The organism is Paenibacillus sp. sgz302164, assembly GCF_056120505.1.
Window position 1 is genome coordinate 235,467 of the sequence record NZ_JBVYOL010000007.1, and the last position, 18,998, is coordinate 254,464.

Here is an 18,998-nt window from a genome sequence, read left to right on the forward strand (position 1 = left end):
GCTCATGCTCATTTTTACAAATACGGGTTGTCGTGCTTGGCCTTCAATTTCTGCCACCGCCGCTCCACTTCGCGCTCAAATTGGTCAAGCAGACCGCTGTTCTCCTCCTTGAGCAAATGCTTCGTTTTGCCCATATAACGCAGCCATTCCGAGATCGCCGCTTTTTTGCCTTTGGCCTCCGGATCGTAGGTGATCGTTGTAACGCCGCGCTCTACTTCGTACAGCGGGAAGAAGCAGGAGTCGACTGCCGCTTTGATAATGTTCTCACCGTAACGGTCGTCCGATTTCCAGTTCAGCGGGCAAGCGATCAGCAGCTTTCCGTAAACCATGCCTTCGTTTTGCGCATACCATTGCGCTTTGGCAGCCTTCATCACGAGATCCTGCGGATAAGCCTCAGTTCCCGTGAAAATATAAGGTATGTTCGTGGCCGCCATAATTTGCGGCGTATCCTTGTGATGGAACGGCTTGCCCTGCTGATTCTTGCCTACGCCTGACGTGCTCGTCATGTGCCCGATCGGTGTCGAATAAGACAGCTGCGCCCCCGTATTCATGTAACCCCCGTTGTCGTATTCCAAGACGATCATCTTATGATTGCGAAGCGCCGTACCGATCGCCGAGCCCATCCCGATATCCATGCCGCCGTCTCCGGTCACCATAACGAACGTAAAGTCATCGGGCAGCTCGATCTCCCCGCGCCGCTTCCGTTCCAGGAACGCTTCAACCGTTCCGGACAACGTCGCCGGTCCGTTCTGGAACAAATTGTGGATGAAGCTTTGCTTGTGGGAATTGTATGGATACCCGGTCGTCGTTATATAAGCGCAGCCGGTTTGAAACAGTGTGACGACATCTCCTTCGATGCCTTTAAAAAACAGCTCCAGTCCCGGGAAAATGCCGCAGCCTGGACAAGCGCCGTGCCCGGAGGCGATCCGCTTCGGCTTCCCGGTCAGTGCGCGCAATGGCGGAATACGCACTTTCAGCTTGCCGGTCTCTTCGTTTTCCGTTACTTGAATGAGGCCGGACTTGAACATGGAACCGTGCATCGGCTCAAGCACCGGCTCAAGCTTTTGCCCGGACCCCAATGCCGAATGGCCGTAATAGTCAAAAGGAACTTCCGCCGCTCCGCGTTCCATGGCCTCAATCGCCAACCGGAACAAATTTTCGGCATCGTCAGCGTAGAAATCTTTGCCCCCGACGCCGAAGATGCGGGAAAGAACGATCGTACGGTTGTCTTTATCGTCCTGCAGCGCCGATTTGACCTCATGGGTCAAATTCGCCCCATTCGCGCCGTACGAATCCGCCCGTTCGCCGATGAGCATCGCCTTCACCCCGCGAACAGCGTCCCGGATGTCTTCGGCCGGGAACGGCCGCAGCATATTCGGGCTGACGACCCCCGCTTTGATGCCTTGCGCACGCAGCCGGTCGACGACATCCTTCGCCGATTCGGCAGCCGAATTGAGCAGGAACAATGCCACCTCGGCATCCTCCATCTTGTACAAATCCAATGCACCGTAGGATCGGCCGGACAGCTCCGCGTATTCATCCGCCACTCCCCGGAACACTTCTCTCGCGCACAGCATCGCTTCCGATTGCTGAAAGTGGTTGTTGATCAAATCGTCCCCATTCATGTATGCACCGATGACGACCGGCTTGGCGGGATCGAGCACATGAGGATATGCGGGCGCTGTCTCGCCGACGAACTGCTGTACCGTTCTGCGGTTGGCGAAAACCTGCACTTTGCGCTTCTGGTGTGAGGTGAAAAATCCGTCGTACGCCACGATGACGGGAAGTCTTACATCCGCATGCTCCGCAATGCGCAGCGCCATGATGTTCATGTCATAGACGGCCTGCGGCGTGCGCGCTGTCAGGATGACCCAGCCGGTATTGAGGCCGTAATACAAGTCGGAATGGTCTCCGCGAATGTCAAGCGGCCCGCTCACCGCGCGGGTTACCAGATTCATAACCATCGGGAACCGCGTCCCGGCCTGCACGGGCAGCTGCTCGATCATATACAAAAAGCCGTTCGCGCTCGTCGCGTTAAATACCCTCGCCCCCGCTGCGGCGGCGCCGTAGCAAATTCCTGCGGATCCATGCTCCCCGTCCGCCGGAATGAGCTTGATGTCGTGTTCACCGCGCGCCTTCATCATATCCAAATATTGAGCGATCTCAGTCGACGGTGTAATCGGAAAGTAGCCCATGACATGATAGTTGATTTGGGCGGCGGCCATCGCCGCCATCTCATTGCCGGATTCGAATACGGTCCGTTGTTCGGCCGCAGTTGTTTGCAGTTGTACGTGCTGCTCATTTTCTTTGACTGACATTAAACTCGCCCTCCCGTCGCATAAGGAAAACGCTGAGCTGCACGGTGAAGCTCCGCATAACCTGGTTCTTCCCGCAAATCGCCAAGCGCATCCGTCGGGCAAGCTTCAACGCATTTCAAACAGCCTTTGCAATATTGGTAGTCGATGCCCGTTAAGTACATCTGCGGGTTGCCTCTCTTATCCGGCCGTTTTTCCCATACAAAGCAAAAATCCGGACATACCGTGTCGCAAGCTGCGCAATGAATACAAGCATCCTCGCGATACTCCGGCAAATAGCCTTGACGCGAGCCGCTTAAATTTTTGAGCACGCTGTTGGCGGCAACCGTTAAAATGCCTCCCGGCTCCTGTGTCAAATAGCCAAGGGCCGGCTCGGGGCGGCGGTAGACCGCTTCCCCTGTGCCTTCGGCATGCAGGCTTTCGAAGCGAACCTCGGCAAATCCGCGGTCAAACGTACGCAAATTCGGCTCTACCAGATGAGGCACCTTTTTCTCGAACGTTTTGCGGATAACGGTCCTCATCGACTCCGGATCGAGAAAATCGCAGATGCGGAACAAGGCCCCAAGCATCGCCGTATTTACCTTCGTCTTCTCCTCCACAGCGATGCCAAGCGCATCCACGATCGCCAATGTTCCCGTTCGCAGCCCCAAATCCTTGGCAACCTGCGCGAAATCTCGCGCGGAATTGACGAGAACGACGCCATTCGGACGCAGCCCGCTTACGACGTCTATCATTTTATACAGCGTCTCGTGAAAAACGCCGATGACATGCGGACGCTCGATCGGGCTATGATCGCGAATTTCGACGTCCGGGTCGCAATAGCGGACAAAGCTTTTGACCGGCGAGCCTTTCTTTTCGGAACCGTATGATGAAAAGTTCGAGCCGTTCAAGCCATGGCCAATCACGCCGACTTCCGCCAGCATTTTACCCGCAAGGTTTGCGCCAAGCCCGCCAATCGACTCCAATCGAATCTCGTAAAAGCCAAGTTCGTTTTTTTGCGGCAATATCGACAATAACCTCTCCCTCATTTCTTCCATGATCTTAGCCGATGCTAACTTTATCATAGATGGATTGAAATTGTTGTGATGTTCGTCACGTAACCGATCCGATAAACACCGTTAAACCTGAGGAAGACAGGGGATGTTCTTGCACGCAGATCCGATTCAGATGTGAGAAACTCACTTAAAACAAGTATGCGGACAGCAGCAAAAATTGCAGGGCAGCCACGATTTCGATGATCCCCACCGACCATGGACGCAGCGATTTACCTGCAAAAGCGAAAGTTCGCGCTGCTGAAAACAAATAAGAAGCGGTCAGCAAAGGATATCCGACCGCCCACGGAACGATGAGCAATAACCCGTGGTATACGCGCGCATAGGCGAGCCAACGTTTATTCGTTCTTTCGCGAAATACTGACTTTACGAAAAAAACGCTGCCCGTAAAATGCAAAAAGCTGAACAAAACGACCGCCGCCATCGTTTGATCCCATCCTCCCCCGCCGAGCAGGTAAGCAGCTGCCCCTCCGATGGAAAAAATGAGGACGGCGCACAGGTCATTCACCATCGCTCTTTCCGATTTGCGCTTTGCATGCCATATATTAATCATTAGCAGTGCAGCAAGAGGAAAGCCAACATACAAAAGCGACGGCTCGCTAATTAGCGGAGGAATCAAGCACACGAGTGCAGCCAATCCGTAGAAGACGCCCCATCTGACCCAGTAACCTCTGTCAGCGGTTCTTTTTACAGATTGAAGGAACGCATACGATGACAAATAAAGAAAAAGCCATGCCATAAATAACGGTACATGCATCCATTGCGGCATTCCTGCCATCATTCCGAACAAAAACGGTACGCTGACCATGGCCCAACCGCCATGCTCATGCGGAATCACGACACTCCGTTTCTTCATGGGAACACCGCTCCCCCACAGAAAAATTTTGTTTGTGCTTATTGTTCTTCGATTCGCGGGAACAAGATGTTGTTTTCCAAATGGATATGTTGAAATAGATCCGATTCCAGCTCGCCTAATTTATGAAAAGTAATGGTGTACGTTCTGCATGCTCCCTCCGGCAAGGCATACCCGTTCGTGACCGCCCTCATCTCCTTTAAATAATTCCCGACAACGCTATGATCCGACTCCAGCTCATGCAAACCTTTTATGGCCTGTTGATGCAGTTCGGCTGTCGGATGGCTTGCATATTGCTTTAACAGAGGGAAGAGCACCTCTTCCTCCATAATCAAGTGCTGATCCAATTCAATCTTCATTTGGTGGAAAAGTTTATGCAATGCCGAAAGCTCGACATGAGTTCCGCCGTGAACGCGAAAAACTTTCGTGACAAATTCGCTCAGCAGCGGCATTTCTTTGCGCAAATAGGCATGATGATGATTGACGACGTAATCGATTAAATCTGCTATCGGTTCTTCCCGCCAATCCGTTTCACTCGCTTCATTCCTGCTTTTCATTTCCGCAAAGCTTTCATTCAACCGGTGCAAAATCTCATGCTCATCCAGTTTTTTTTGACGGATCGCGTCCAAGAGGCTGCGGTCTCCTCCACAGCAAAAATCGATCTGGACTTCCTTGAATAAATTGCTCGCCCCCGGGAAGTCGGAAACGATAGCGCCGATTTTTTCTTCTCCGTTAAAATGTTGTTCCATTTCGAATCATCCTCTCTGTCTTAACTTTTCCCTTACAGTATATGCCTAATGCCCTCTGTTCACTGTGATTCGGAACACACTTGACGGATGCTATGCGCTTCACCCTGACGGGTGACGTGACATATTTTCGAGGTTCAGAACAGTTCCTCCAAACTGCGGTATTTCTTGAAGACCGTCAGCAGCTTATTCACTTTTTGCGCGCGTTGTTCCAAGCTTCCGTTCAACATAAAATAAGCCATTTTCCTCATTTGAAGATCTGCAACGATTTGTTTTTGAAACATATGCCGCTGCGTGTCGCCGGAACGATCCCAAGTATCGTCATACGGAATGTCCGTGTCGCATACAAATACGAGATCGTAGCGGGATGAGGCGCCTTGAGCCAACTGCCGCAGCCTCGGCGCTGCGTCGCGATGATAATAGCGGGAAAACATATACGTCGTAATCGCATTCGTATCTACGAACAAATACTCACGCGCATTCGGAAGCAGCGCATCTTCCCTCTCCACGTGGCCTTCGGCGATTTCGACCAACTGCTCTTTCGTGAGCCTTCTGTTCTCTTGATGCTGCGCCCAATATTCCCTTCCGTACTCGGGCATCCAGACCGTTTGATGCTGCCTGGCCATATGTTCGGCCAAAGTCGTTTTTCCTGTCGACGGAGCGCCCAGAAAAACGATTTTTGTGATCAAGTCGCTGTATACGACCGGGTCTACATACATTTTTTGCGCGAAAAGGTTTGCGCGCACCGCAGTGCCTGAGACGGGAACACGTTCCCTGCGCGGGTCGACCTGCCGATTGACTGCGCCCAGAGCGGCGCTCATATGCTCCCCGTACAATTCGCTCGAATAAAAATGAGTCACCCGTTTGCCGCCAAGCAGGCCCAGCACGTATTGTTCGTGCATACGTTTGATTTCCGGCGTATATCCGACAACCGTCGGACCGTCCCACGCTTCGATCACCGACACGGAAGGGTACAGCCTGCGAATCCAGTCGGCGCGGACAGGAAGCGGAACATTCGTCGTTTCGGGACAATCATAAATGATGACGATGACTTCATCCGTTTCCTTAAGCGCTGTCTCAACGACGTATTGATGTCCGCGGTGAAAAGGAGCGAACTTCCCCAAAGTGAGTCCTATCGTACGTTTTGTCATGTTTGTTCACTCCTTTTCCATGAAATCCAGGTTGGCTGCCCGTTTGTTCTGCGCGTAACTGCGTTGGTTCCACTGCTTTTTCCACGATATCAATCCCATAACGGCGATGCCCAGGAATACGAAATATAAGCAGGCGACCGCATCCAAACCTTTGTAGAGATACATGGCGACCGATAAAATGTCTACCGCGATCCACACATACCAGTTCTCCAAAACTTTATACGATAGCAAATACTGCGCAATCACGCTTAAGGTGGCGATAAAAGCATCGGCATAAGGAATCGAGGCGTCGGTGTAGCTTTTTAAAAACGTTCCCCATGCCCAAGTTACGACAAGCAGGAATACGAGCAGAAAAGCCGCTAATCGCGGGTCGATCCTTTTGGTTGGCCGTACTTTGGCGGTTCCCCGCTTCGTCAGCCATATCAACCACCCGTAGACGCTCAAAATAAAAAACAAAACCTGTAGCGTCATATCCGCGTAAAGCTTCACTTCCCAGAACATGTAAAAGAAGCAAACGACGTTCACGAGGCCGATCGGCCAAGCCCAAATGTTTTCCCGGGCCGTCAGCCAAACGCATAGCAGACCCGTGATCGTTGCTGCAATTTCCAAAGCTGATGATGACGTCAAATATGCGACTGCCAGCATGGCTGCTATCAGCCCCAGCATCGTCCACGTTTGTTTTTTCATTGTTCATCCCTCCGTCAATATAGTATTTATAATATTATCAAAATGACAATATTAAATCCGAAAAAGAAACGCCTAGCTGTAAATCGACAGCTGAGGCTGAACGTCTGTAAACCGGTATAACTGCGCGGCCCTCTGGGAGTAGCGGTTGGACATTTTCAACTCGCCGCCGCGGTCCCGGACTTCTTCGATGATCCCTTTGCGGCTCTGAGTCGAAGTTATTTTGCGGATGAAATTTTTCTCCTCGAACTCCGGTACGACCGTTTGAATAACCTGATACAGCTCGCTGATCGTAAACTGTTCGGGCAGAAATTGTTTGGCGATCGTCGTGGTCAGCATTTTGTGGCGGATTTGATCCAAAGCGTCCCACAAAATAACGTTGTGGTCAAACGCCAGATTCATCTGCAGCGCCTCGGATACGGGAAACAAACGCACATCCTTCGCATCGTCGGCAGCTCTGCGGTTTTCCAGCTCCGCCTCGTTCACAAGGGCACTAAAAGCGTGGGAAATGATCCATCCCCGCGGGTCTCTGCCCGGTGCGCTGTACACATTCAAATATTCGATATGAACACCGCCTACGTTCGTCTCTTCTTCAAGCTCGCGCCGCGCGCATTCATAAATCGATTCCGTTTCCTTCGAAAATCCCCCGGGCAAAGCCCACTGCCCTTCGAAAGGCCAACTTTTTCTGGCAATGAGCAGCACTTGCAGCTCCCTTAGCGGCAGCGATTTCTTGGCTGTTTTGCGCTCTGTGGAAGTGATCGTAAAAATCACGATATCGGCAGGCGCGCCGTCGGGTGTGCGATACTTGCCGGCGGAATAAGTAGATTCGGTCTCGATGGATTCGGTCATCGCCATCACCTGCCTGTCAAATAATTTCATTTTGATATTATCATTATGATTATATAAAAACGATTTGTCAATACGTTATGTTCCCGTTTTTTCTATGACGATAAAACAAGTGCTGTCAGGCAGTGAAACCGGGTTTCCCGCTTCATCGGTTATTCGGATTTTGCTTGCCAGCGCCTCGGTATATCCCTCCTGGAGATAGTGTCGGCTCGTCAGCACATTTGCGCGCTCGCCAAGCGTTGTCCGGATAAAATCGAGGTACCGGGAAGGCGTGAAATAACCGAATTGTTCCTGGACTTCGTGAACGTAAGCTTCATCGCCCCATGTGAACGTGTACAAAAATTCCATGGCATCGTTAACAGGCATAAGCGCTTCAACGCCGCTCAGCTTTTCAAATTCGATCTGCCGGCCGGCAAAATCACGCGCATACCGCTCCAGCCAAGACATTCCGTCTTCCTGCAGGAAGCGGATTTTCCTTTTTTCCGCCGCCGGCTCTGTCATAATGCCGTCGCGAATAATGATGCGCCCTCCGGCGGACAAAACGTCAAATGCGCTCCGGAGCGCCGCGGCGATCGTATCGTGATTGAATTTTTTCCCGTTGTAAGGGACGTAGGAAAACAATTCGTGAAGAATCGACGAAAAAATAACCGTATCAATGCTCCCGGGCTCCACATAGTCCTTCAGATTCAAAGCATCCCCCTGCATCACTTCCCAGCGGCGGCCTTCCACCTGCTTTCTTCTCTTCAGCGCTTCGATGACATTCGTGGAAATATCGATCCCGATCGGAGTTGTGTCCGGCAGCTGGCGCTCGATCAAATCGAGCAAAACGCCTCCGCCCGGGCCGATATCGATGACGCGCCGCCCGACCACGTAGTCCAAAATAATCTTTTTGTAATCTGCGGTTTGGTTCATCGTCGCCAAGTAATCTTCTTCATTGTGAAAACGGTCGTAAGCGTCTCTGCGCAGCTCGAACAAATCGAACAGCAGCAGCACGGCCTTTTCGTATAACGGCGACTTCTCCGCTTCCACACAAAACTCGATCAGCTTGTCAGCCGCGGCGGAGAACTCGAACCGAAAGAAAACCGTATCCGGGATATACGCCTTTTTCTCGATCCGGTGCCGGAGATGGGGACTGTTTGAAACGATGCTCCCTGCCGCAACTTGTTCCCAAGAAAGTTCCTCCAAATATTTTTCGATGATTCGTTTTTTGTAGATGTTGATCTTTTTTACGCCTTTGTAGTCGTAGTACATCGCGTTCATGAATGTCTCGAAGCTGATGTGCTTAACGGCCTGAAGATCCGCTGCCCGGGCGATCAGCGAAAATATTTTCAGAAACTGCTCCAGTGAAAAATCTTGCAGTGCGGGCTCCACATACCAGAACGTCCGGTGGTTGAACAAACTTTGCAGCGCCTGGAAATCGACCTTGGCCTCCAGCTTTTGCAGCTCGCCCTCAAAATCTTCCCCCCGCAGTATGGAGGAGGAACGCAGCTTGCTCAGCCTGTCCTTGAAATCGTTCGCTGCAACCTTCGCCCCGGCGGAGATGTGACGAATGAGCTCCTTAACCTCAGCTTCAACCTGCTCCCAAAGCTTGGCGGAGACCGCCCCGATGATACAATAATTGAGGGATTGCAGCAAATTCTCCAATTCGGCCGGCGTCACCAAACCTTCGTTCACCAAGTCCGCTAGCGGCCAATTTTCACTAGACGGAACTTCTCCCCGAAGCTGTTGGCCGATAAGCCCGTGAGTCTCGATAAGCTTGTGAATCAGCTTTGTTTTAGCGCTCATCTTGTCATTTTGGTGTTTCAGATACAATTGCGCCGAGCCGATATTATGAACAAAACAATTAATCCCTTCTTCCTGCCAGCGGATGCGGTCCCGCAATGTCCCGCCTTTGGCCGTCTCGGACCAAATCAACACTTCCTCCAGCAGTTCTTTCATCCAAAACGACACATGCAGCGAATCGAGCAGAAGCAGGCTTCTTTCCACATAATCCAAAACCGGATTCGCTTGCGACAGCTCCTGCAGTGAATGAATTCTTTCAAAATTGACGATACGCTCCTCAGCCGAAACAATGTATTGCAGCCAAGCATGGCGCTCCAAACCATCATATCGGGCCTGGCGGCAGCTTGAAATAGCAGCAAGCGATTCGAGCATGATTTTCCCTCCGTGTGTGAAATGATTGCTGTTCAATCACTGCTTCGGCTTTAGACGCCAGTTCTTGGGGTATCCAACCTTAGCACCCGTTCCCTTCCCCAGATTTACCCAGTTCTTATGTATGGGAGACTCCTGTCCGGCAAATTCTAGCTTGCTCCGGATATAATGTTTAAAAGAGGTTTTTTCAAAATAAGCCTGTCCGCCCATCACACCGATGAAATCATCGATATATGCATGCCGCTGCTCCTCCGTTTTCATCGTTTGCAAAATCAGCGATTCAAAACTATTTCCCTGCTCTTCGAATTGAAGACTTTCAATCGCGATTTTAACTTTTCCGTACCCGTATGGCTTTGCGCCGCCAATTAGCTCATAAGCATGCTGCAGCTTGTCTTTATGCTGGGCTATGTGCAGGTTATATGCGCTTGATTTTTGCAGTTCCTTCCAATCCAGGCTAAGGAGCAGCAGTCCCAGTTCTTCTTTCGTCACATTTTTGAAATAAATCTTGCCTTTCAGAACAACATTTTTGCTTTTGTCTTCATGGTACAGAATAATCTTTTTACGGCTTAACATATTTTCGTTCGCTTTGTTCTCTTTGTTCTCTTTCTTACTATCAGCATTATCGGCCTCATTGGACATTACAGGGAACCTGAGCTTTTCAGGCAGTACATGATAATACTTCCGGCCATTTAAATCGGGCTTAGGAGGCTGTGCATAGCTCTGCAAATCCTTCCCAATTTGTTGCTGCAGGTACATGGCGCTTGCTGACGCAGATGGGGTGGGCAGCAGAAAAGCCGCTTCTTCAACGCTGGACTCATCCAGTTTGCCGATAATATCGACAGGGCTAAATCGCAGCCTGGATTTGTAAGCCTTTATGTCGCTTTGTGCATCATCTGCAGCAAAACCGAATAAAGCATTTGCATAATCGACCTTATTAGCTTCCTTTTTCGGAAGGAGCTCGCTTAATTGATGTTTGTATGGAATTTTAAAATACGGCGTACGGCCGATGTACTTTATTTGTGTTTGGTCAGATCCCTGCTTACCCTCCTCCAACAATTTAAAAAAAACAATGAGTCCATGGTCTCCCTGTTCTTCTTTAAGCTTTTCGAAATTATCTTCATCGAATATATTATAAAAATCTTTTATCCGGTCCTCTTCAGGCACCCCAGGCGTACGAAATTTTTTCATATAGTGGTTATATCCGTCGATTAAGGGCTGAGGCACCAAGTATTTTTTCGTCTTATCTTCGACAGGCTCCAACACAACATAGTGGCTGCGCTTCGAACTGGCATTCGTCGAGTTAAATATATAGCATTTTTCAGGAGTATGTTCTGAAGCCTTATCGCTGCTTGGAGCGAATGAAATGTATTCGATACCGTTATTGGCATTGCGTTTGAAGAAACCCATTTTCTGGTATGGGATAAAATCAAGATTCCCCTCTAATTCCGTATTGTATTTGATATCGATTTCCGCTTTCAACTTCCATCTTTTAGCGGTTAACTCGTAAAGCTCATACAGCTTTGGGCTGCCTGAAGATAGAACTTTGAGTTCACCCAGCAACTGTTCATATTTCTTATGAAGAAGTTGTGCTCTATTATTCTTGCTCATCCCGCTTAAATTTCTAAAGCATTGATTAAAACTATATGTTTTAAAAATATTGGACATTTCCCCCTCTATGCCAGCTAAATCTTCTTTATATTGTTCGCGTAGCCATTTAATTTTGGCGGTTGCGGCTTCAATCTCCTGCTGGAGCTTATTGAATTCCGACTGTTTATTTTGATCATGCCAATTATATAAACGATTTCTGCTGCTCAGTCCCATCTTCACCAGCCTATGCTCTTTCACGGAAACGAAATATTTGCCTGGCTCAATTTCTTTAGCAGGAATGACAACATATTCATTATTAATTTTTCTTAAATAGCCTGCGCGAATCGAACGCTCTATGCCATCCTTCAACTTCAAAGCATTGCGGTAATTAACTTTTTGATTGCTCGCCAAGTCCCGGTACAGCATTTGGCCGCGATGGATAAAATCGGGATAGCTATTGCTTAAAATTTCGGCATTTGCCCTTATTTTCCCTCTAATCAGGCTGCCGCTTGCATAATGCCCTCCCCCCTGTTTCTCCCTCCATTCAATGGCCAAATCGGAGCAGGGCGTAATTTGGTAAGTGATAACCCCACTTAAATTCGCTTGATCATTATGCTTTGGCACAGTTTCCAGCGTATATGGGTACTCACAAGCCTTGGCAAAAGGCACAAAATCATACGGCAATGTAACGTATTCGGCATTTTGATTGCTAGCGCCACCGCCTTTTCCACCCCGACCGTTGCGCTTGTTATTTCTGTTCTCAGCCATTCGCATTCCCCTTCCGTTGCAATTTGTACAAAACGGTTTTATTCACATAAGCAAGATGATGCTCGTCATAATCGATATATTCTTTTACTTCAAGAGCTTTATAGACACTCGACCACATCTCCTCCAACTGATAAGTACGCGTAATGCCCTCGCCCTCGCAATGTTCCAGCGGGGCATAGGCGACAAGTACACCCTGATCAAGCGAAGCAAACAATTCTTTTTGCGTATTAAAAAGATGCACTTCCAGAATGCGGTTCTGGTAAAAGGCTTCGAGCAAATCGTCATGCGACGGTTCGTTTACGCGGCCTATCAGCACACGGTCAAGCAAATGCGCTATAAAATCATAATTCTCAATATCCGCCTGTACGAGATCAAAAACTTTACGCATCAGCATCGCTGCACCACCTTTTAAACGATTCAAAGCATGACTCAAGCCAAGCCCGGCTTTCCCCCGACAGGATTTCATCGGTAGAAACTTCGCTGACAATACCGCCCACCTCAACGGCCACTTGTTCTGCGGCAAATTGCCCCAAACCAATGACCGTTCTGCCTCCCAGCGGAACGATTCCCGCTCCTATTCTGCGCAGCACATAAACAAGCGGGAACATATACGGATTTTCGCTTGCGTCCTCTCGCTCGGTGTGCAATTGGAACCGGATGCCGGCCGTTCCCTGAATTTCTTGTTGACGCTTCAAGGCCGAATTGTAGGCGCCGCCGGTCAGCCGGTCGATCTTAATGTATACAGGTTCGCCTGAAACCCACTTGCCCTCATTATTATCGTATCTCTTAATTTGAACAGGGCTGGCATTGTTCAATTCCACGTCCGTGAAAACAAGCTTCCCGATTCGTCCCGTACTCCCGAACAGCTCTTCGCATTTTCGTTCGACCGCTGCGCCATCGCTTGTTTCCCCAATCATTCGCCTGATCAGTTGTTCCACTTCACTTCTAACGACACCTTTCACACTCGTGGACGGTAGATAATAAGCCCCGCTCCGGCTTTGCTGCAAGCCGGTCAATGGCATCTTTTCCAAATCTATAATCAGTTCTTGCGAATGTTTGATATCGAATGCCTGATACACACCATACGGAAATGAGCCTGTCATTGAAAAAGTAAATACAGCGCCCTTTTCCCGCTCTTCCAATTCCACGTCTTCCCAGGCAAAGGGTTCCGGCTCGCGCATGGACCGCTCAAAAATGAACTCATCCAGCGCCTCGGTGCAGTCAAAAGAAAAAACAGACCTTTTCAAATCCTTCAGCTCAAATTGCCCAAATCCGTTGCTTTTCTTCCCGCCTAGCAGCAAATGATGTTCAGCCAAGCCTCGCGCCCAGGAAGCGATCCATTTCTCGAACTCCGGCACGGTTTGTTCTTCAAGATCGCATTCAACTTGAAAAGCAAGCTCCGTGCCTGCCGGCAAATATTCAAATGTATATTTATGATGATGGGCTGCCGTCCCGTAGGCGCGGTCAATTGCAGTACCCTCTTTTTCGACTATAAGGCTTGCTGCCTCTACATGATTGCCTCCAGTTATTTTGCCATCGCTAATAAATATTTTGCTTTCCACGAATTCACCTTTGTCGTTTTCCCCAATTCCTCCCATATATGACCGAATGATGTCCTTGGACACCCCTATTTGGCTCAAATGCTCCCTTAACGCCCCTCCGATCGAATTTCCGGGTACAAAGGGCTGTCCTGCGGAATTTCGAATCAGTTTGTTCGGATCGCCTGGCTTCTCCAACTTACCTCCTCCAAAATACAGAGGCGTAGAAGCCTTAAGCGTAAAATAATAGATAACCGTTTGGTTCATTCGTTTATCCTCCTTTGCTGAATATCCAGACCGGTGCGAAGCAACTCAGCAATAAATTGCTTCTTGGGGTGAATGGACCGGGAATAAAAGAATTTACCATTTTTGCTATTCAGCATATTTTCGGCATAACGATCCAGAGGCTCTGCAGAACCAGCCTTTTTCTCCTGCAAATAGTTCAAAATTTCCGAAAAATTAAGTTTGGCAATCGAGCAAAGCTGATTGTCATTCTCATAATAGCGAACAGGCTGACCGGGGTTATGAATAGCGCCCCCGTTATTCAGGCTCTCCAGATATGCCTCCAATCTTTCTTTCATCCTCATGAGATGATTCTTCTTAAGGCCATTCGAAATTAGGATACTTTCTTCACTTGGCAGCTTTTCCGCACTATCGAATTGCGATTTGACACAAATCATTTGCAGCCAACGCCATCTGGCCTGCTCCAACCCTGATAAAATGATCGACATAGACGGGTTTGCCGATGCTTCTTCCAGCAGACGTTCCAACCCTGCATCCGTTACTGCCGAGTCGCCCTGCTGTTCCTTCTGCTGCTGCGTCTGGCCTTCTTTCAAAAGCAGCTTTTTCGGATAGCGGATATTCACGCCAATCCAACCATAGCCATCTTGTGTGCGTTGTCCGATCAAGCGACTTTCCAAAGCTTCCGCCATTTGCCTCAGTCTATCCTCATCGAGCTCCTCAGCCAAGGTGTACTGCAGAACAGACCCTGCTTTTAGCGTAGTTTCCTTCGGATACCTGGCCTGCCAAGTGGCATTGTAGCCTTCCGTTCGCCCTGTCTGAACGATCTGCACGCAGGTCTCGGGTTCAGATAAGACGGAATGTCCCGTAATTTCTTCAATGTACCTTGCCGGTATATGATTGATTGGTTGTCCGTACTCATCGCGCAGCAAACAATCAGACAAACAAGTGATCGTCAGCGTATTGCCTTGCTGCGAGTCTATTTCTCCCGATATACCCGCAAGACGCTTAGCTTCCTGATAGCTGACCAGCAGTTCACCTTTGGGCTTGATTTCGCATAACCCATATCCTGAGCCTTTAGATCCACCTACATATAATCGCACAATTTTTTTGAATACAGGCTCCAAAAGCGAACACAGTGAATTGTCAAACTTTATGATAGCGCGAAACGTTTGCCCCGCGGCAATCGCTTCGTATCTAAAAAGATTTTCCTTGCGAACTTCTTCGTTCCCTCGCTTTGCGCTATGATGCAGCCGATACTCTTTTGCTACCTTGATTCCTCTCAACCGGTCATTCTTAATCGCTACAAAACGGTATTCCAAAGCATTCTTGGCGGCATCATCGGTTCGGTTCGAGTAACCGTCCAGCAAATTAGTCATTTCAATTCTCGCTTCTTCAGTACCCCCCTTCATCTTGATCTCACGCCATTTATGTTTATCCACCCGCAAATGCGCCGGAGTCGGCATATACAAACGGCTATCTCGATATGGATAAGCGTTGTAACATTCCATCTTCAATAAAATAGCCGGTCCTGTTTCGTCGTTGAAAATTTTCAATCGATTTAGTAAACCGATTACGGCTCCCCTGATCGCCGAACCCGGGATATAGTCCTTGGAAGGCTCCGTATTGGCTTTGCTGCCGCCGGCGCCGATTTTTACGGGCTCCATATTGGTTATTTCAATAACTCTATAATGATACACGCAACTCACCTTCTTTATCGAAATGCTTGGGGATGTCCGGCTTCCGCCCATCTACCAGCAAATGTGCCTCCACTTCACCCCGGCCCCGATGAATGCCAGCGCCTATTCGGCGGAAAGAGCAGACGATACGCTGCAAATCCGCTATATACATACCAGGGTCAGAGTCGAAAGTGAGCGTAGAGTGGAACAAAAGGCCATCTTTCACAGTATGATAAGTCGTCATCATTTTATTTTTGACAACGCCCTCTTCCAGTTGGATTCCGGTACGAATCTGGGTCTGCGCTTCAATAAGATCGTGCGGGGAAATTTGATAGTATCCGTCCCGCTCGCTCTCCGCTTGCAAGGCGATAAAATACGTTCGAACCTGCTCATCCAGCTCAAGATGGCTGAGCCGCATGATGCCCGTTTCCTGTACTTGCTTATGCTGAAGGCAGGAAGCAGCGCCCTCTAACTCTTGATTATTGATACCGAATAGACGCACAATAGAGTGCAGGAAAGTTTGCGCCATCTGCAGATCGAAACTCTTATATTGCTCCAACAACCAGAACGCCTGCCGTTTAAGCTGGCCTTTGAATGTTTTAGCGTGAAAATAAACAAGCCCATAACGGTCTGTCAATACTTTTGACTGAACCAGATTGCGCTCCTTTTCACCGCTGCTGTATATCGCTTCGCTGCAAATTTTCACTTCTATTTTGTAATTCCGTTCCGGCTGCATCCGTTTGTCCCTCCTGTTTGTTAATAAACGCCAAGGCATCCAACACATCATTTAAAACGTAGGTATAGGATACTGCGGAACCGCTCTCCTTTTTGATCGCCGCACTATCGCATTCAGCATATTCGGAGTATATACCTTCCACGAGTTTAATCAGGTCTTTGCCGCTTGCCTTATTCGTTTCAAAAAACAGCTTGTAGGATTCCCAGCCCCCGTACATATGTTTCTTGACTTTTTCCAATGTCGAGTTGCTGATTGTTTTTGCTCTAATTTGGTTGACCATCTCCATAAAGGAATCAAAGCTGTATATACCGTCTTGAACAGGAGCGCTCTGATCCACCCGCAAAGGCTTAATATGAAAAATCTCCCGATCGTCCTTATGCTTCACGTAATCTTCATATGTATGAGCAATCGTCGTCTGTCCTTGCACGATGTCCCAGTCTATAAAGGAAGCGTTGGCGGCACGCCCGCTCTCTACAGCATAGATCGATTCCTTGGCATGATGGCAGAGCGATTCGGCTACTTTTACGGCTTCAAAAAACGGATACGTGTATTTCACAATCGCCACTCCTGCACAGGCGGTCAAATGCTCTTCCTTAAAAATCCCACCGATTCCATCGTTCCGCCCGGTTTCACGGGCCGATATCTTTTGAATCTGTTTAATGATATTCGCTGCGGTGGAGAGCGCATACTCCGCCTCTATAATCAAGCAAATATCGTCCCCCGCCATGACAATTGGGGTCACGTATATGGGATCTCTTTGACCGGTTTCGAGATGATCGCTTTTCATTGTTCCGGCACATGCTCGGAGAGCCTCTACTACGGCTTCCCAATAAATCTGTTCAATCTTCTCGCTAAACCCCCGAAGCTGACCAAAACTCAAAATCCGGTTAACCATCTCACCCATTTTGTTACCATCAATGACAATAACGCCGATGTAGCTTTTTCCATCATTATCCTTCTTGTAATCCTGCAATTCTATCGTGACTTCAATAGGGGTTCCCTCAAGTCCAGACTCCAACTTTTCGATCAAATGTTTTCTGGACAGGTCATACTTTCGCTCTCCCCTCTTTTCGATCCGCGCGGCTCGGCCTGTTTCATTGATTAACTCCACCCCGTACGTCCATCGCCTGAATCTGGAGCGGCGCTTGTCCTTTATTTGATCCGCTCTTTGATGCAGCAGCTTTCGAATTCGTTTGTCCTTGTCCTCGCTATCCGTACATAGCCCCGTAACTTCCGCTTCATTGACCAGACTGATGTACAATTCCAAGTCCGGATAAGCTGCTAACACAGCATAAGAATACCCTCTGACAAATACTTTGGCCTGATCGGAGCCATCAAACCGCACAATGCTGTTTCCCCCGCCTGAATATACAAATTTAAACTGGCCCGTATGGTTGCCCTCCAAGTATCCGCATAAAGATAGGTCCAAATCAGCCCGCTTCTCCATATCCATTTCTTCAGTAACCGATTTGATAACAAACGAATTGTATAAATTATCTCTAAGCTTATTATGTTGAAAAATAAACTCCTGCTTCTGCGAGACATCGATGAAAGCATATGTAAACATGGAATCCGTTCTGCCCCTCTCTATTTCAAATGTTGGCCTAGTGCCGCCCGCTCCCTTGCTCCTGCCCATTTGCGATAATATTTCTGAACGCTTGGGCATAGGCGAGATGAGGGAATAACATCGGATTATTTAAAAGCATCAGCAATTGGTTCAGCTGCAGGTTCAGGGATAACAGCGGATTGCCGGGCACTTCCAAGTCCTCCAGTTTATTTAGCAGAAATCCATTGTCGTCTAAACTTAATTCCGGGCAATGCTCCCTTGATGGCCTCTCAAACTGTTTGGTCGACTGCTCTGAAGGCTTCACAGTAAAGTTCTGCAAACGCAGATTTTCATCGACTTCCTCTTTCGCAGCGCCTTCGTTAAGCCGCCTTCCCCACCACCCGAGAGACTTGTTTGCATGCTTGATCACAACCTCAAAATGCTTATTTGCAGCCTCCCTATCCTGTTTCTCATGAACAATAAAGTCAAAAATATCTCCTAAGTCATCGGCCATTTTTTCCTGTGTCGCATCCTGCACCGTTTTTTTCATGCAAGCCAAAATTTTGATGGGCCGCGTACATTTCTGTGTCGTATTGCTAACCCCAATCGTATAACCCGTCGCCATTCTGGCGACACCCGTACTCCTTGTCTTCAAACCATCGATGCTTTCAGCCCATTTCCGCAACGGCTCCGGCTGTGGAGCAGCACTTTTGCACTCAATCACCATAACAACCGCTTCAATGGGAACAAACTTCAACGTGTTATACTGGAAAACGTAAGGCGTGTATTGCTCGTCGTAAACGGCGATATCCACTTCTCTGGATACGTTGTTATAGGAGTCAATGATCATAACCCCTTGTGCCAATGAAAACTTCTGGGGCAAAATGCCCCTGAAAAATTTCAGCCACATTTCCTCCCGATGGTTGCCCGTTAATCCCGGGTGGCAGGAAGCAATATCCATTTCCTCAACCATCATTTGATTCATATATTTATAATTGCTATGAATACGAAAAAAGACATCTTTGCCATTTTGATTGCTCATGCTTCGCCATCCTTTTTTAGTATTTTAGAACCATATAAACTGTTACATAAAGGGAAATATACCC

General features: G+C 48.7%; 15 protein-coding genes. All 15 read right to left on the reverse strand.

Translation table 11 applies throughout. The features are described from left to right. Window positions 1-14: 14 nt before the first annotated feature. Entirely contained in the window at window positions 15-2,318 is a 2,304-nt protein-coding gene (locus AC0LWT_RS14065) for a thiamine pyrophosphate-dependent enzyme (protein ID WP_474681884.1), read from the reverse strand. Further along, a complete protein-coding gene (locus AC0LWT_RS14070; RefSeq protein ID WP_474681885.1) occupies window positions 2,318-3,328 on the reverse strand; it encodes a 2-oxoacid:acceptor oxidoreductase family protein in 1,011 nt (336 codons plus the stop codon). Before AC0LWT_RS14070 ends, AC0LWT_RS14065 begins: the two co-directional genes overlap by 1 nt. A 169-nt stretch (window positions 3,329-3,497) precedes the next feature. Next, a complete protein-coding gene (locus AC0LWT_RS14075; RefSeq protein ID WP_474681886.1) occupies window positions 3,498-4,223 on the reverse strand; it encodes a YwiC-like family protein in 726 nt (241 codons plus the stop codon). Window positions 4,224-4,261: 38 nt separating this feature from the next. Beyond that, window positions 4,262-4,969 (reverse strand): iron-sulfur cluster repair di-iron protein, encoded by a 708-nt coding sequence (gene ric / locus AC0LWT_RS14080; RefSeq protein ID WP_474681887.1) that lies wholly within the window; start codon window positions 4,967-4,969, stop codon window positions 4,262-4,264. Between the two features lie 134 nt (window positions 4,970-5,103). Next, on the reverse strand, window positions 5,104-6,117 hold the full coding sequence (locus AC0LWT_RS14085) for an AAA family ATPase (RefSeq protein ID WP_474681888.1): 1,014 nt from the start codon (window positions 6,115-6,117) through the stop codon (window positions 5,104-5,106). Window positions 6,118-6,123: 6 nt separating this feature from the next. Continuing rightward, a complete protein-coding gene (gene pnuC, locus AC0LWT_RS14090) occupies window positions 6,124-6,804 on the reverse strand; it encodes a nicotinamide riboside transporter PnuC (protein WP_474681889.1) in 681 nt (226 codons plus the stop codon). 72 nt (window positions 6,805-6,876) lie between these two features. Next, a complete protein-coding gene (locus AC0LWT_RS14095; RefSeq protein ID WP_474681890.1) occupies window positions 6,877-7,680 on the reverse strand; it encodes an NUDIX domain-containing protein in 804 nt (267 codons plus the stop codon). 45 nt (window positions 7,681-7,725) lie between these two features. Then, window positions 7,726-9,801 carry a class I SAM-dependent methyltransferase gene (locus AC0LWT_RS14100; protein WP_474681891.1) on the reverse strand — a complete coding sequence of 692 codons (2,076 nt, stop codon included), beginning with the start codon at window positions 9,799-9,801 and terminating at the stop codon, window positions 7,726-7,728. Window positions 9,802-9,837: 36 nt separating this feature from the next. Then, a complete protein-coding gene (locus tag AC0LWT_RS14105; RefSeq protein WP_474681893.1) occupies window positions 9,838-12,153 on the reverse strand; it encodes a hypothetical protein in 2,316 nt (771 codons plus the stop codon). Next, the gene (locus AC0LWT_RS14110; protein WP_474681894.1) at window positions 12,146-12,547 is read right to left on the reverse strand and encodes a hypothetical protein; all 402 of its coding nucleotides are present in this window, start codon (window positions 12,545-12,547) and stop codon (window positions 12,146-12,148) included. Before AC0LWT_RS14110 ends, AC0LWT_RS14105 begins: the two co-directional genes overlap by 8 nt. Then, complete coding sequence (locus AC0LWT_RS14115; RefSeq protein WP_474681895.1) at window positions 12,534-13,958, reverse strand: RAMP superfamily CRISPR-associated protein; 1,425 nt, start codon at window positions 13,956-13,958, stop codon at window positions 12,534-12,536. Before AC0LWT_RS14115 ends, AC0LWT_RS14110 begins: the two co-directional genes overlap by 14 nt. Further along, complete coding sequence (locus AC0LWT_RS14120) at window positions 13,955-15,631, reverse strand: RAMP superfamily CRISPR-associated protein (protein WP_474681896.1); 1,677 nt, start codon at window positions 15,629-15,631, stop codon at window positions 13,955-13,957. Before AC0LWT_RS14120 ends, AC0LWT_RS14115 begins: the two co-directional genes overlap by 4 nt. Beyond that, window positions 15,618-16,346: a hypothetical protein gene (locus AC0LWT_RS14125; protein ID WP_474681897.1), complete on the reverse strand. Its 729-nt coding sequence runs from the start codon at window positions 16,344-16,346 to the stop codon at window positions 15,618-15,620. Before AC0LWT_RS14125 ends, AC0LWT_RS14120 begins: the two co-directional genes overlap by 14 nt. Beyond that, window positions 16,279-17,913: a Cas10/Cmr2 second palm domain-containing protein gene (locus tag AC0LWT_RS14130; protein WP_474681898.1), complete on the reverse strand. Its 1,635-nt coding sequence runs from the start codon at window positions 17,911-17,913 to the stop codon at window positions 16,279-16,281. Before AC0LWT_RS14130 ends, AC0LWT_RS14125 begins: the two co-directional genes overlap by 68 nt. 37 nt (window positions 17,914-17,950) lie before the next feature. After that, a complete protein-coding gene (locus AC0LWT_RS14135; protein WP_474681899.1) occupies window positions 17,951-18,934 on the reverse strand; it encodes a DUF6602 domain-containing protein in 984 nt (327 codons plus the stop codon). Window positions 18,935-18,998: the final 64 nt, after the last annotated feature.

Excerpts from the sequence above, each read along its gene's own strand:
- AC0LWT_RS14135 (WP_474681899.1), bottom strand. The coding sequence starts at position 18,934 with ATGAGCAATCAAAATGGCAAAGATGTCTTTTTTCGTATTCATAGCAAT.
- AC0LWT_RS14125 (WP_474681897.1), bottom strand. The coding sequence starts at position 16,346 with ATGCAGCCGGAACGGAATTACAAAATAGAAGTGAAAATTTGCAGCGAA.
- AC0LWT_RS14065 (WP_474681884.1), bottom strand. The coding sequence starts at position 2,318 with ATGTCAGTCAAAGAAAATGAGCAGCACGTACAACTGCAAACAACTGCG.
- AC0LWT_RS14095 (WP_474681890.1), bottom strand. The coding sequence starts at position 7,680 with ATGAAATTATTTGACAGGCAGGTGATGGCGATGACCGAATCCATCGAG.
- AC0LWT_RS14110 (WP_474681894.1), bottom strand. The coding sequence starts at position 12,547 with ATGCTGATGCGTAAAGTTTTTGATCTCGTACAGGCGGATATTGAGAAT.
- AC0LWT_RS14115 (WP_474681895.1), bottom strand. The coding sequence starts at position 13,958 with ATGAACCAAACGGTTATCTATTATTTTACGCTTAAGGCTTCTACGCCT.
- AC0LWT_RS14075 (WP_474681886.1), bottom strand. The coding sequence starts at position 4,223 with ATGAAGAAACGGAGTGTCGTGATTCCGCATGAGCATGGCGGTTGGGCC.
- AC0LWT_RS14105 (WP_474681893.1), bottom strand. The coding sequence starts at position 12,153 with ATGGCTGAGAACAGAAATAACAAGCGCAACGGTCGGGGTGGAAAAGGC.
- ric (WP_474681887.1), bottom strand. The coding sequence starts at position 4,969 with ATGGAACAACATTTTAACGGAGAAGAAAAAATCGGCGCTATCGTTTCC.
- AC0LWT_RS14100 (WP_474681891.1), bottom strand. The coding sequence starts at position 9,801 with ATGCTCGAATCGCTTGCTGCTATTTCAAGCTGCCGCCAGGCCCGATAT.
- AC0LWT_RS14130 (WP_474681898.1), bottom strand. The coding sequence starts at position 17,913 with ATGTTTACATATGCTTTCATCGATGTCTCGCAGAAGCAGGAGTTTATT.
- pnuC (WP_474681889.1), bottom strand. The coding sequence starts at position 6,804 with ATGAAAAAACAAACGTGGACGATGCTGGGGCTGATAGCAGCCATGCTG.
- AC0LWT_RS14085 (WP_474681888.1), bottom strand. The coding sequence starts at position 6,117 with ATGACAAAACGTACGATAGGACTCACTTTGGGGAAGTTCGCTCCTTTT.